Source organism: Flavobacterium limi (assembly GCF_010645075.1).
GTDB classification, from domain to species: Bacteria; Bacteroidota; Bacteroidia; order Flavobacteriales; family Flavobacteriaceae; genus Flavobacterium; species Flavobacterium limi.
Window position 1 is genome coordinate 59,103 of record NZ_JAADZV010000010.1, and the last position, 13,876, is coordinate 72,978.

Here is a 13,876-nt window from a genome sequence, read left to right on the forward strand (position 1 = left end):
TTCATCAAATGGTTAATTGAATATTATGGAATGGTTAATTTCAGGCGCTACATCGTTTTAGATTTAACGTAAAAGCAATATGTTTTTGTTATATAATGTTGATTTTTCTTAATATAATTTAAATGCAATTGTCATTTTGGCAATTCCAAATGGGTTCTATAATATAATTATCATTTAAGGGCTCTTTTTCTAATATTCCTATAAAAGTGTAGTGTAAAGTATGATTTGAGTACATTATATTTAATGAAATCTTTATTTTTGTAAAAAAAAAATATCAAGAATGAAACTAAAAGAACAAGGCCTTTATTTGCCAGAATTCGAGCATGAAAATTGCGGAGCTGGTTTTATCTGCAATCTTAAAGGAGAAAAGACAAACCAAATTATTCATGATGCTCTTGAGATTCTAGTCAAGCTGGAACACAGAGGTGGAGTGAGTGCTGATGGAAAAACAGGAGATGGAGCTGGACTTTTAATTGATATTCCTCATGATTATTTCAAGAGGATATGTGATTTTGAATTGCCTGCTGCACGTGAGTATGCTGTTGGAATGGTATTTTTACCAAAAATTAAGAATCAATACGATTTTTGTAAAGAGGTTTTTGAAAAAGAAATTAAAGCGCAGGGACTTTCTGTTTTAGGATGGAGAGAAGTACCGGTTGACTCTTCTCAACTGGGCGAAATTGCTTTAGCATCAGAACCAACTATCGAACAAATTTTTATTGGAAAAAATGAAGCTATAGAAGATGCTGTTTTTAAAGCAAAATTATATGCAGCGCGTAAAATTACGGAGCATAGCATCAGACATTCAAAGATATCGCAAAGCTCTTATTTTTATCTTCCAAGTTTATCTACTACTACTATAATATATAAAGGTATTATCATGCCTGAAGATATTGGTCCGTATTATACTGATTTACAGCAAACGGATTTGGTGACGCGTTTAGCATTAGTACACCAGCGTTTTTCTACTAATACAATGCCTACGTGGGAGTTGGCTCAGCCATTCAGGTACATGTGTCAAAATGGGGAGATTAATACTTTACGTGGTAACGTGAGCAGAATGCGTGTTCGTGAAGAAATTATGAAAAGTGAGGTTTTCGGACCACAAATCGATAAATTATTCCCAATCATTTTACCAGGAAAATCAGATTCTGCTTCTATGGATATGGTTGTGGAATTGTTAACACATACGGGAAGATCATTACCTGAAGTAATGATGATGATGATTCCTGAGGCATGGGAAAAACACAAAACAATGTCTCCTGAAAGAAAAGCATTCTATGAATACAATGCTTGTATTATGGAACCATGGGACGGTCCTGCTTCTGTGCCTTTCTCAGATGGGGATTATGTTGGGGCATTATTAGACCGTAACGGATTAAGACCTTCAAGATATACCGTTACTAAAAGCGGTAAACTAATTATGGCTTCTGAAATTGGGGTTGTTGAAGTGCCTGCTGAAGATGTTGAAAGTCATGGTAGATTAGAGCCTGGTAAAATGTTCCTTGTGGATATGAATGAAGGTCGTATCATCAATGACGAAGAAATCAAAAGTAAAATTGTTTCTGAAAGACCTTATCAGGAATGGTTAAACCAATACAGATTACACTTAAGAGATGTTCCTGAAACATCAGATGTTTGTCCGGTTGAAACTAGTGATTTGCCTACAAGAGAGCGTCTTTTTAATTATACATTAGAAGATATTCAGGATGTAATTACACCAATGGCCCAGTCGGGTAAAGAAGCTTTGGGATCAATGGGAATTGATACACCTCTTGCTGTATTATCAGACAGGCCACAGTTAATTCCTAATTATTTCAAACAATTATTTGCTCAGGTAACGAATCCTCCATTGGATGGTATTCGTGAAGAAATTGTGACTGATATTGCTTTGAACTTAGGCCAGGACCGTAATATTTTTGATATTACAAGTAAGCAATGCCGTAAATTAAGAATTCAGAATCCGGTTATTTCTAACGGTGACTTAGAAAAAATCAGAACTATTTCTATAGATAACTTCAAAGCAGAAACCTTTAAAATTTTATATCCTAAAGCAGAGGGTATGAACGGTTTGGAAAATGCTTTGGATGCTATTATTGTACAAATTACAAAGGCTGTAGAAAGAGGAACCAATATTATTATTCTTTCTGACAGAGGAGTAAATAAGGAATTTGCACCAATCCCGGCTTTATTAGCTTGTTCATATGTAAATCATCAGATGAACCGTTTGCGTAAGCGTTCTTATTTTGATATTATCATGGAATCTGCAGAGCCTCGTGAACCACATCATTTTGCTACATTATTCGGATACGGTGCAAGTGCAATCAATCCTTACATGGTAAATGAAATCATTCGTGTTCAGGTTCAGGAAGGATTTATTACCGGAATTTCAGAACAAAAAGCGGTTGATAATTTCAATAAAGCAATTGGTTCAGGAATTTTGAAGATTATGAATAAAATCGGAATCTCAACTTTACATTCGTACAGAGGTTCTCAGATTTTTGAAATTGTTGGATTCAATTCTAAATTTGTTGAGAAATATTTCCCATATACAACTTCAAGAATTGAGGGTATCGGGTTATACGAAATTGAAAAAGAGATTACGGAAAGATACAAATATGCTTATCCTGATAAACTAATTTCAAGCAGATTAGGTTTAAATATTGGAGGAGAATACAGATGGAGACGTAACGGAGAAAGACACTTGTTTAATCCGACTACGATTGCAAAACTACAACAGGCTGTTCGATTAAGTGATCAGGACAGTTATGATGTGTATTCAAATACAATCAACGATCAGGCTAAGAGTTTAATGACCATTCGTGGATTGTTTGAATTTGATAATTTAAACCCGATTCCATTAGAAGAAGTAGAGCCTTGGACTGAAATTGTGAAACGCTTTAAAACGGGTGCAATGTCTTACGGATCTATTTCAAGAGAAGCACACGAAAATTTAGCAATTGCAATGAACCGTATTGGTGGAAAATCCAATTCAGGAGAAGGTGGAGAAGACAGAAAACGTTTCCAGCCGGACATCAATGGTGACAGTCGTAACTCGGCTATCAAACAGGTTGCTTCGGGACGTTTTGGGGTTACTTCTCACTATCTGACAAATGCAAAAGAAATTCAGATAAAAATGGCTCAGGGTGCTAAACCTGGAGAAGGTGGTCAGTTGCCTGGAGAAAAAGTATTGCCATGGATTGCAGAAGCACGTAACTCAACTCCTTTCGTAGGATTGATTTCGCCTCCGCCACACCATGATATTTACTCTATTGAAGATTTGGCACAATTAATCTTCGACCTGAAGAACGCGAACAGAGAAGCCCGTATCAATGTGAAACTGGTTTCTGAAGTAGGTGTTGGTACAATTGCTGCCGGTGTTGCTAAAGCAAAAGCAGACGTTGTTTTAATTGCTGGTTATGACGGAGGAACTGGAGCTTCTCCATTGACATCATTAAAACATGCTGGTCTTCCTTGGGAACTTGGATTAGCAGAAGCACAACAGACATTAGTGTTAAATAACTTAAGAAGCAGAATTGTTGTAGAGTGTGATGGTCAGTTAAAAACTGGTCGTGACGTAGCTATAGCTGCTTTATTAGGAGCTGAGGAATTTGGTTTTGCAACTGCACCTCTTGTAGCTTCAGGTTGTATCATGATGCGTAAATGCCACTTAAATACTTGTCCTGTCGGAATTGCTACTCAGGATAAAGATTTACGTAAAAACTTCAAAGGAACTCCGGAGCACGTTATTAATTTCTTCTACTATGTTGCAGAAGAATTAAGAGGTATTATGGCTCAGCTAGGTTTCAGAACGTTAGCTGAAATGGTAGGTCAGACTGATAAAATCAATTCAAACAAAGCAATTGAGCATTATAAAGCTAAAGGATTAGATTTGTCTTCAATCCTGCACAGACCAGATGCTTACAAAAAAATGCCGATCCGTAATACGGAAAAGCAGGATCATGGTTTAGAAAATGTACTGGATTTCCAAATCCTTAGAGATTCTCACCGTGCTTTGTACAGAAAAGAAAAAATGACTTTAGCTTATCCAATTAACAATATAAACCGTTCTGTTGGTGCTATTGTGAGTAATGAGATTTCTAAAATATACGGTCACCTTGGATTACCTGAGGATACCTTAAATGTTAATTTCACCGGTTCTGCAGGTCAGAGTTTAGGAGCTTTCAGTGCTCATGGACTAACATTTACTGTAGAAGGAAATACGAACGATTATTTAGGTAAAGGTTTGTCCGGAGCTAAATTAATCATTAAAAAGCCTGCAAATGCAACATTTGTAGCTGAAAATAATATCATTGTTGGAAACGTTTGTTTATTTGGTGCAATCGAAGGAGAGGCTTATATCAACGGTATAGCCGGAGAGCGATTTGCAGTACGTAATTCTGGAGCGATTGCTGTAGTGGAAGGTGTTGGAGATCATGGTTGTGAGTATATGACGGGAGGTAAAGTTGTGGTACTTGGTAACACAGGACGTAACTTTGCGGCAGGTATGAGCGGTGGTATCGCTTATGTCTATGATCCTGAACACAAATTTAAAAACGGATTGTGTAATACGGAAACAATCGAATTTGAAACAGTTGAAGGTGCTGATGCTGACGACTTAAGAAATTTGATCGAAAGACACGTTCAGTACACTAACAGTACAAGAGGAACAGCATTATTAAACGACTGGGCAGGAAGCTTGAACAATTTTGTAAAAGTGATGCCTACAGAGTACAAAAAAGCGTTAAAGCGTCTGGAAACAGAAGAACAAATGGTAGAAGAATTAACAGCATAATACAATGGGAAAAGTAACAGGTTTTAAAGAATTCGAAAGACAAGACGAATCATATATAGAAGTTAAAGAACGTGTAACGAATTATAATGAATTTACGATTCCTTTGAGTGAAGCTGAAATTACTACTCAGGGTTCTCGTTGCATGGATTGTGGTATTCCTTTTTGTCACAGTGGTTGTCCTCTTGGGAATTTAATTCCCGATTTCAATCACATGGTATACCAGGAAGAATGGCAAAAAGCCTCATGGATTTTGCATTCAACCAATAATTTTCCTGAATTTACAGGACGTTTATGTCCGGCACCATGCGAAAAAGCATGTGTATTGGGATTGATTGAAGAGCCAATCGCTATTGAAAATATAGAGAAAAATATTGTGGAACGTGCTTTCAAAGAAGGATGGATTAAACCACAACCGCCAAAAGTAAGAACTGGTAAAACAGTTGCAGTGGTAGGATCAGGTCCTGCAGGTTTAGCAGCAGCTCAGCAATTAAACAGAGCAGGTCACACGGTTACTGTTTTTGAAAGAGACAATGCAATTGGAGGTTTATTACGTTATGGTATTCCAAATTTCAAATTAGAAAAAGGAATTATCGACAGACGTATCGCTATTTTAGAGGCAGAAGGAATTACTTTTAAAGTAAATACAAATGTTGGTGTAAACTATTCAGTTGAAGATTTAAAAGCATTCGATTCAATTGTACTTTGTGGTGGTGCTACAGAAAGAAGAGGTTTGCCTACTCCGGGAGCTGATGCAGATGGTGTAGTTCAGGCAATGGATTTCTTAACACAGCAGACTAAAGTTGTTTTTGGAGAAAAAATCGAAAATCAGGTACTGGCTACCGGAAAAGATGTAATCGTAATTGGTGGTGGAGATACAGGTTCTGACTGTGTTGGAACATCAAACCGTCACGGTGCAAAATCGGTAACAAATTTTGAGATTATGCCAAAACCACCTGTTGGAAGAAGCGCGTCAACTCCTTGGCCTTACTGGCCATTGCAGTTAAAAACCTCTACTTCACACAAAGAAGGTTGTGAAAGAGACTGGTTAATCAATACGAAAGAATTTATCAAAGACGAAAATGGTAAGTTAATAGCTTTGAAGACCGTAAAAGTAGAGTGGAAAATGGTTCCGGGACAGCGTCCTGAATTACTTGAAGTGGAAGGTTCTGAAAAAATCTGGCCTTGCGACTTAGCTTTGCTGGCACTTGGATTTACAGGACCGGAAAAAACATTAAGCAGCCAATTAGGACTGGAAATTGATTTTAGAAGCAACTATAAAGCGAATAATTATCAGACAAACATTCCTAATATTTTTACAGCAGGAGATATGAGAAGAGGACAATCATTGATTGTTTGGGCTATTTCTGAAGGTAGAGAAGCTGCTCGTCAGGTAGATATATACTTAATGGGTAAATCAGATTTGCCTACTAAAGAAGGTGGAGACTTACCAGGAGTATAATAATTATATCCGTAAAGTTTTAAACGGCTGTCATTTTTGACAGCCGTTTTGCTTTTTTTGTAAGTAATGTTTAATAAATTTTACAAATGTTTGAAATTTAAATAAAACTCACAAAAAGTTTAAAAAACAAACAATTTGTTATAATTTGTTATTTTTCTGTAATTTATTTGTTGATAGATAAAAGAGTAATAAATTTGCTCAAAATAAGTTTAAAAATGCAAGCAAAAGATTTACTGCAGTTAGCAGACCAATTTGGAAGTCCATTGTATGTTTACGATGCCGAAAAAATCCAATCTCAGTACAATAGATTAACTAAAGCTTTCTCTAAGGTAGAAAACTTACGAGTTAATTATGCCATGAAGGCATTGTCTAACGTTGCGATTCTTCAGTTATTAAAGAACATGGGGTCTGGCTTAGATACTGTATCAATTCAGGAAGTTCAGTTAGGACTTCACGCTGGCTATGATCCTGACAAAATTTTCTTTACACCAAACGGCGTTTCTCTTGAAGAAATAGAAGAAGTTGCCGCAATGGGTGTACAAATTAATATCGACAACTTATCAATTCTGGAGCAATTTGGAACAAAGCATCCACATATTCCAGTATGCATTCGTATCAATCCGCACGTAATGGCGGGTGGAAATGCTAATATTTCTGTTGGTCATATCGATAGTAAATTCGGAATCTCTGTTCACCAAATTCCACATATTTTGCGAATTGTGGAGAACACAAAAATGAGTATTGTTGGTATTCACATGCACACTGGATCTGATATTTTAGATATCGAAGTATTCTTGTATGCTGCTGAGATTCTTTTTGATACAGCTAAACATTTCAAAGATTTACAATTCTTAGATTTCGGAAGCGGATTCAAAGTGCCTTACAAAAAAGACGATATCGAAACAGATATCGAAGAATTAGGTAAAAAATTATCTAAAAGATTCAATGCTTTTTGTACAGAATACGGTAGAGATCTAACACTGATTTTCGAGCCAGGAAAATTTTTAGTAAGTGAAGCTGGGCATTTTTTAGTAAAAGTAAACGTTGTAAAACAAACAACTTCTACAGTTTTTGCCGGAGTTGACAGTGGTTTCAACCATTTAATCCGTCCGATGTTATATGGATCTTCACATCATATTGAAAACATTTCGAATCCGAAAGGAAAAGAACGTTTTTATTCTGTTGTAGGATACATTTGCGAAACTGATACTTTTGCCAATAATCGTAGAATTCCGGAAATTACCGAGGGTGATATTTTAGCGTTTAGAAATGCAGGAGCATATTGTTTCTCAATGTCTTCTAATTATAATTCAAGATACAAACCAGCTGAGGTTTTATGGATGAACGGTCAGGGAATCCTGATTCGTCAACACGAAACATTCGAAGATTTGCTTAAAAATCAAATTCCGTTGCCTGTAGAAGCAACAGTTTAAAAATAAAAAAAAAGAGAATATCAATTCTAAAGTCCCGTTTCTTTATTGAGGCGGGATTTTCTATTTTTAAAAATATTGAGTAGGATTAGAAAAAACAGCCTTTATAACATTAATAAAAAATGTTATTTTTATCTATAATTAAGATCTATATAGTATGCGAATAATTTCGATTTCGATTTTGGTATTGCTGGTAATAAATGGCTGTATAGCGACAAAACCTTCAAAAGAAAATGAATGGGTTAAACTCTTTAACGGTAAAGATCTCAATGATTGGTTTATAAAAATCCACCACCATGATATTGGCGAAAATTTTGGAGATACATTCAAAGCAGAAGACGGTATCATAAAGGTACGCTATGACAAATATGGAGATTTTAACGATCAGTTCGGACACTTGTATTATAAAGTTCCGTTTTCTTATTATCACCTCAAACTGGAATATCGCTTTGTGGGACAACTTCAAAAAGGCGCACCGGGCTATACATTGCGTAATAGCGGTGTCATGTTTCATTCACAAGATCCGAGAACTATGCCTAAGGAACAAGATTGGCCAATTTCAATTGAGTTTCAATTTTTAGGAGGGCTGGGAGACGGGAAACCACGTCCTACCGGTAATATGTGTTTCCGGGTACCAAAGTGGTATATGAAGGAAAAGTTGATGAACGGCACTGTATCGATTCTAAATCGAAAACTTATGATGGCGACCAATGGGTCAAAGCAGAAATAATTGTTTTGGGTGATTCACTCATAACGCATATCATTGATGGAGAAACCGTTCTGCAATATTCAAAACCTCAGATCGGAGGAGGCGTGGTAAATCGTTTTGATCCCGCCATTAAAAAGGATGGCAAGTTATTAAAGAATGGTTTTATTGCATTGCAAAGTGAAGGACAGCCTGTTGATTTCAGAAATATTGAAATAAAAGACTTGTCCCAAAAGCGTAATTAATCTCCTTTCGTGTTTATAAAAAGATAAACATTAGTTGAAGAATGATAATTTTGCTTTTTTACTGCTAAAGTATTGGCTTAAGATGAATGTTTTTTTATTTTAAGACAAAACTATGTATCGAAAATACATAACTCCAAACTATAAATAGCAAACATAATGAAAGAATGATTAGTCCAATACTCAGAAGTATTATTTTCTTATGCTTTTCGCGGTCTGATATCGCATGATTTTGTAATAATTCAAATTCATGTCTTTCTCTTATTTGGTGATGTTTATGAATCATGATTTTAAAATATTAAGTTGATAATAAGTTATTTACGAGAAAAATGATTACATGGTTTTTATGCTGATTTGTTATTTCATCATCTGTACTGTTAAAGGTGGCAATTAATCTTCATACGGAAAACTACTATAATTTCTGATTTAATATAGGACTAAAAAAACAATTCTGGTAGTATTTTTCCTCTATAACATGTGATTTTTGTAAAAATTATAATCTAAAGTGTAAAATTGTAAGATAATTTTTCGCTATATTGGGTGGTCTGATTTTCACAAATTTTGAATTTTTATAGTATCTTTTTTATAGCCTGAAGATTACGGCCAATGATTTACATTTTAATAAACTCCATATACGCTGAAATAAAATTTAATTTAAATTGATATACTATGAAATTCTACAGTATGATTTTTTTTGGTCTATTTTCAATGACCTGTTTTTCTCAGATTGACAGCTTAATGATACAAAATCAGAATGACACCCTTAAACAGACAATAAAAAAAGAAAATCGGTTCAAAGTTGCAGGCTCGGTCATTGCCGATAGTTTTCTTAGTGTTCCCGGTGATTTTTCGGCAATGGGGCACAACGTATCAAGTGATTGGAAAAGAACAGCTCTTTATACTGCAGGAATAATTGGTTTGATAGCTGTTGATAAACAAACTACTGGTTTTTTGCATGATCATATAGAACCTAATATTGATTATAGTCTGCCAGATCTTGACCCTAAAGACCGAATTCCTTATGTGACACAAGATGGCTCTTATATTCTTTACCCAATCATTGGATTGTATGCAGGATCCTTAATCATTAATAACAAAAAAGGACAGGTTGTTGCTACTAATGCTATGAAATCTTTAGCGTATTCATACGTTATTACCCAGTTAGTCCTAAAAACCATAACATCAAGAAACAGGCCTCATAGAAGATTAAATGATAATAATCCGGTTGAAGAACCCTTTACAAGAAATCCATGGGATTTTGGAAATTATAATAAGGTTCACTTTTTATCCGGACCTAATGGAGGCACATCATTTCCTTCTTTTCATGTTACCGCTTATTTTGCTGTTGCCAAAGTATTTCAAATGGAATACAACAATTATTGGATACCTTATACATTTGTAACTGCAGTATTCCTGTCAAATATAAAAGCTCATGAACATTGGGTTTCCGACTTATTAGTAGGCGGGTTAGTAGGTACGATAATAGGGCGATCTATAGTAATTAGCAGTCGTAAGCAAATAGCTAAAAGAGAATCCGGTGGTTTTAACGAAAAACCTAAAAAATTCACCATGCACAAGCAATTGATTCCTCAAATTTCAAATTCTATGGTTGGACTTCATTTTGTTGGAAGTTTTTAAGATTGTAAGTTATTTCAGATTTGTCCCATTCCCTAAAAGGCATGGGATTTTTATTTTTTTGGACAAAATGAAATTCAGTTAATTCAAATAAAATACTATTTTAGCATTTATAAAATTCAGTTGAAATATATATTGAATTTTTTTGTACCTGTTATAAAGCAAAACTGAAACCATGAAAATTATGATTCCCCTGTCGGTATTATTATTGTTACTAACTACTAATTTATTCAGCCAGACGATTAATGATTTAAAATTAAAAACCAAAGAAATTCCGAAAGGCTATACCCTGAGTGACGGCAACAACTGTGTTTCTGTCCAGGCATGTACTTTTTACAACGATATTGAAACATACAGCAACATTGTCGGAACCGTTAAAAGTAAAACAATGCAAAGTTTTAAAAGCAGACCGGATAGCGGATCAATCATGTATTTTGAATTTGAACACGTGTTTAAAGGTGAGCGGTTTCTACAGGGGTTGTTGTGGGGAAAAGGCGGACAGCCAACAGATGAACATCCAGAGGAATATCTTGTAAAAGGAAAATATCTCATCATCTGGAGTTTTCATCCGGACAGTCCAGTAAGAGAAAAATCAGAAGCTAAGATAGAGGCGATTTTAAAGTAATTAGTATGATTTTTTGCGAGATTATGTATTATGTATAAGGTGAAAGTTAAGAAAGTTGATATAAAAACAAATTGTTATGAAATAACTTTATTATTGAAATTTTACAGACTAAATAAATCTTAACAGGATCCTGAAAAAGAAAGAAAAATCAAAAGAATTCAAATAAAATTTTAAAATCAAATGAATAAATTTTTTATCCTTATTCTATTAGTATTTAGTACAATAAGTTTCAGCCAAAAAAGAAAGTTACAACCGGCTGAAGCTGCCAAACCTTTTGTTTTAGGTGTTATTGATCAAGTTCAATCGAAAGAATTGGGTGAAACAAGAATTTTAAATGTATATCTTCCAGAGGGCTATAAACCTGATGATGCAACAAAATATCCTGTAATTTATTTGCTGGATGGGTCTGCCGATGAAGATTTTATTCATATTTGTGGTTTAGTGCAATTTAATAGCTTTGAATGGATTAATCAGGTTCCCAAATCAATTGTTGTAGGAATTGCAACTGTTGACAGAAGAAGGGATTTTACTTTTTTAACAACTATTGAAACAGATAAAAAGCGTTTTCCAACCGCAGGACATTCAGATAAATTCATTGCTTTTATCGAGAAAGAATTACAGCCTTTTATTGATAAAAAATATAAAACCACCGAATCAAAAACCATAATTGGGCAATCTTTAGGCGGATTGTTAGAGACTGAAATTTTACTAAAAAAGCCTTCACTTTTTAATAGATATGTAATTGTAAGCCCAAGTCTATGGTGGGACAATGGATCAATGCTGAATCAGGATTCTGAAATTTTTAAGGAAGGTTTCAAACAACCAACCGAGATTTATATTGCTGTTGGAAAAGAAGGACTCACACCAACCGAAATTCCTAGAGTCATGGAGGTAGATGCGAATCTGTTGGCAGAAAAAATAAAAGCATCAAAAAATAAAAATATAAAAGTCTTTTTTGATTACCTGCCAGGGGAGAATCACGCTACTATTCTGCATCCCGCTGTTTCAAATTCTTTTCGGTTTTTCTATCCTCAAGCTCAAAAATAAAAATGAAATTTCCAATAACAGCTGAAGATCTTAAAGATGAGTTTTTTAAATCGGTTGATATGGTAGATAAAATAGGAGATTTACGAATTCGACGATTAATTCAAATTTTGACAAAAATGGAAGATGAGGTAATTGTTGAAAGAATCATTCAGATTTTTAAAAGTGAAGAAAGAACTTATTCTATTTATACAGATTAAAAAAATGCCGGGAGAATACTAAAAAGGCTGAATCCCGAAATCAAAAGAGAGTTAGAATTAATAGTTAATCACGTTTTGAAAAATTGGAATAAAAGTGTTGAAGAATTACCTTTTTGGTTGAAAGACAATTATGGAATTGAGGAGCTTAAAAAGTATTTGGTAAAATATAAAAAAGTGATTTATCAATATTAGAATCCGATAAATTAGTATCCGTGAAATGGTATTAAAAAAATAATAAAATTAAAAAACAAAAGGTCTACACTAGCCCCGATCGAGCCGATATCCTTTTACAGCGGGGTTCGCTGTAAAAGATTTAGGTAAGAGCGGGACAAGACGTTATTTTGAAAACGAATTTAGATGCTCATAGAAATAAAAAATTAAAAGGCATAGTTGTTGAAAGTTAAAAAAGATATATTTACACCTTCAAAATGATACCTATGCAAAAAAATACTTTATTGATTTCTATCTTTTTTTTGATGTTTTCATGTGGTGTAAAAACCACACAATCACTCATCAGTGATGGTAATTATGATGCAGCGATAAACCGTGCTGTTGAGGCATTAAAAACGAACAGGGATTCCAAAGGAAAACAAGATTACGTGTATTTGCTCGAAGAAGCTTTTGCCAAAGCAAAAGACAGGGATTTGAGAAATCTCGAAATGCTGGAAAAAGAAAAAAATCCTGCTAATCTGGAGCTTATCTACAACACTTATGTGCAGTTAAATAATCGTCAGGAAAAAATCAGGCCTATACTGCCTCTTCAGTTATTGAAGCAGGGAAAAAGTGCGCAATTTCTTTTTGATAATTATTCGGATCAGATTATAAACAGTAAAAATGCCTTGTCTAAGTTTTTGTATGAAAATGCACAAGTCCTTTTAAAGTCGCCTAATAAACTCGATTCAAGAAAGGCATATGATGATTTAGTTTACATAGAAAGCATTAATCCAAATTATAAAAATGCAAAGAAATTAATAAATGATGCTCAGTTGAAAGGGACTGATTTTGTAAATGTTTATGCTGCTAACGAAACGAATATGGTTATTCCGAAACAATTGCAGGACGATTTGCTGGATTTTAGCGATTATGGATTAAACGATAAATGGACTGTTTATCATAACACCAGACAAAAAAATATTAATTATGATTATAGCCTGATTTTAAACTTCAGGGAAATTCACATCTCACCAGAGCAGATTAAAGAAAAGGAATTTATTAAAGAAAAAGAAATTAAGGATGGTGTTAAAACGCTTTTAGACAGCAGAGGCAAACCTGTTAAAGACAGTTTAGGCCGTCCGATAAAAATTGATAATTTTAAAAAGATTACAATCAGGATTTTCGAATTCAGGCAGTTTAAAGCGTGCCAGGTAGCTGCTAAGGTAGATTATGTAGATTTAAAAAGCAATAAGTTACTACAGTCATTTCCCGTGGCAAGCGAATATATTTTCGAAAACGTTTATTCGACTTATCGAGGAGATAAAAATGCTTGTGATGAAAGCTATTTGGGCTATTTTAATAAACGTGCGGTACCTTTTCCAAACAACGAGCAAATGGTTTTTGATACAGGGGAAGACCTAAAAGCTAAATTCAAAAACATTATCATTCGAAACAGATTCAGATAAGAAACATGAAAAAATTTACAATCCTATTTATCTCCTGGTAAATAGGATTTTTTTTGATTAAAAAAGTAAATGAATGCAACGCGAAACCAAAAAGTTGCGTATATTTGCAACTGATTGATTG

The 13,876-nt window shown here is 34.4% G+C and carries 10 protein-coding genes; all 10 read left to right on the forward strand.

What is annotated here, in order from left to right; translation table 11 throughout:
* The first annotated feature begins 280 nt into the window (after positions 1 to 280).
* The 10 genes from gltB (at position 281) to GXM16_RS18600 (ending at position 13,755) form a co-directional block, all read left to right on the forward strand.
* Entirely contained in the window at positions 281 to 4,795 is a 4,515-nt protein-coding gene (gene gltB, locus GXM16_RS18560; RefSeq protein WP_163395990.1) for a glutamate synthase large subunit, read from the forward strand.
* 4 nt (positions 4,796 to 4,799) lie between these two features.
* Complete coding sequence (locus GXM16_RS18565; protein WP_163395991.1) at positions 4,800 to 6,254, forward strand: glutamate synthase subunit beta; 1,455 nt, start codon at positions 4,800 to 4,802, stop codon at positions 6,252 to 6,254.
* Positions 6,255 to 6,469: 215 nt separating this feature from the next.
* On the forward strand, positions 6,470 to 7,687 hold the full coding sequence (gene lysA, locus GXM16_RS18570; RefSeq protein ID WP_163395992.1) for a diaminopimelate decarboxylase: 1,218 nt from the start codon (positions 6,470 to 6,472) through the stop codon (positions 7,685 to 7,687).
* A 154-nt stretch (positions 7,688 to 7,841) separates the two neighbouring features.
* The gene (locus tag GXM16_RS18575) at positions 7,842 to 8,414 is read left to right on the forward strand and encodes a 3-keto-disaccharide hydrolase (protein WP_262892360.1); all 573 of its coding nucleotides are present in this window, start codon (positions 7,842 to 7,844) and stop codon (positions 8,412 to 8,414) included.
* The gene (locus tag GXM16_RS23015) at positions 8,324 to 8,635 is read left to right on the forward strand and encodes a 3-keto-disaccharide hydrolase (RefSeq protein ID WP_373285438.1); all 312 of its coding nucleotides are present in this window, start codon (positions 8,324 to 8,326) and stop codon (positions 8,633 to 8,635) included. The genes GXM16_RS18575 and GXM16_RS23015 overlap by 91 nt, the downstream gene beginning before the upstream one ends.
* A gap of 666 nt (positions 8,636 to 9,301) precedes the next feature.
* On the forward strand, positions 9,302 to 10,270 hold the full coding sequence (locus GXM16_RS18580; protein ID WP_163395993.1) for a phosphatase PAP2 family protein: 969 nt from the start codon (positions 9,302 to 9,304) through the stop codon (positions 10,268 to 10,270).
* A 172-nt stretch (positions 10,271 to 10,442) separates the two neighbouring features.
* A complete protein-coding gene (locus GXM16_RS18585; RefSeq protein ID WP_163395994.1) occupies positions 10,443 to 10,892 on the forward strand; it encodes a hypothetical protein in 450 nt (149 codons plus the stop codon).
* A 180-nt stretch (positions 10,893 to 11,072) separates the two neighbouring features.
* On the forward strand, positions 11,073 to 11,939 hold the full coding sequence (locus tag GXM16_RS18590) for an alpha/beta hydrolase (RefSeq protein WP_163395995.1): 867 nt from the start codon (positions 11,073 to 11,075) through the stop codon (positions 11,937 to 11,939).
* A 2-nt stretch (positions 11,940 to 11,941) separates the two neighbouring features.
* Positions 11,942 to 12,136, forward strand: coding sequence for a hypothetical protein (locus GXM16_RS18595; RefSeq protein WP_163395996.1), 195 nt, complete (start codon positions 11,942 to 11,944; stop codon positions 12,134 to 12,136).
* A 437-nt stretch (positions 12,137 to 12,573) separates the two neighbouring features.
* Complete coding sequence (locus GXM16_RS18600) at positions 12,574 to 13,755, forward strand: hypothetical protein (protein WP_163395997.1); 1,182 nt, start codon at positions 12,574 to 12,576, stop codon at positions 13,753 to 13,755.
* The last annotated feature ends 121 nt before the right edge of the window (positions 13,756 to 13,876 follow it).

Excerpts from the sequence above, each read along its gene's own strand:
- gltB (WP_163395990.1), top strand. The coding sequence starts at position 281 with ATGAAACTAAAAGAACAAGGCCTTTATTTGCCAGAATTCGAGCATGAA.
- GXM16_RS18565 (WP_163395991.1), top strand. The coding sequence starts at position 4,800 with ATGGGAAAAGTAACAGGTTTTAAAGAATTCGAAAGACAAGACGAATCA.
- lysA (WP_163395992.1), top strand. The coding sequence starts at position 6,470 with ATGCAAGCAAAAGATTTACTGCAGTTAGCAGACCAATTTGGAAGTCCA.
- GXM16_RS18575 (WP_262892360.1), top strand. The coding sequence starts at position 7,842 with ATGCGAATAATTTCGATTTCGATTTTGGTATTGCTGGTAATAAATGGC.
- GXM16_RS18580 (WP_163395993.1), top strand. The coding sequence starts at position 9,302 with ATGAAATTCTACAGTATGATTTTTTTTGGTCTATTTTCAATGACCTGT.
- GXM16_RS18585 (WP_163395994.1), top strand. The coding sequence starts at position 10,443 with ATGAAAATTATGATTCCCCTGTCGGTATTATTATTGTTACTAACTACT.
- GXM16_RS18590 (WP_163395995.1), top strand. The coding sequence starts at position 11,073 with ATGAATAAATTTTTTATCCTTATTCTATTAGTATTTAGTACAATAAGT.
- GXM16_RS18595 (WP_163395996.1), top strand. The coding sequence starts at position 11,942 with ATGAAATTTCCAATAACAGCTGAAGATCTTAAAGATGAGTTTTTTAAA.
- GXM16_RS18600 (WP_163395997.1), top strand. The coding sequence starts at position 12,574 with ATGCAAAAAAATACTTTATTGATTTCTATCTTTTTTTTGATGTTTTCA.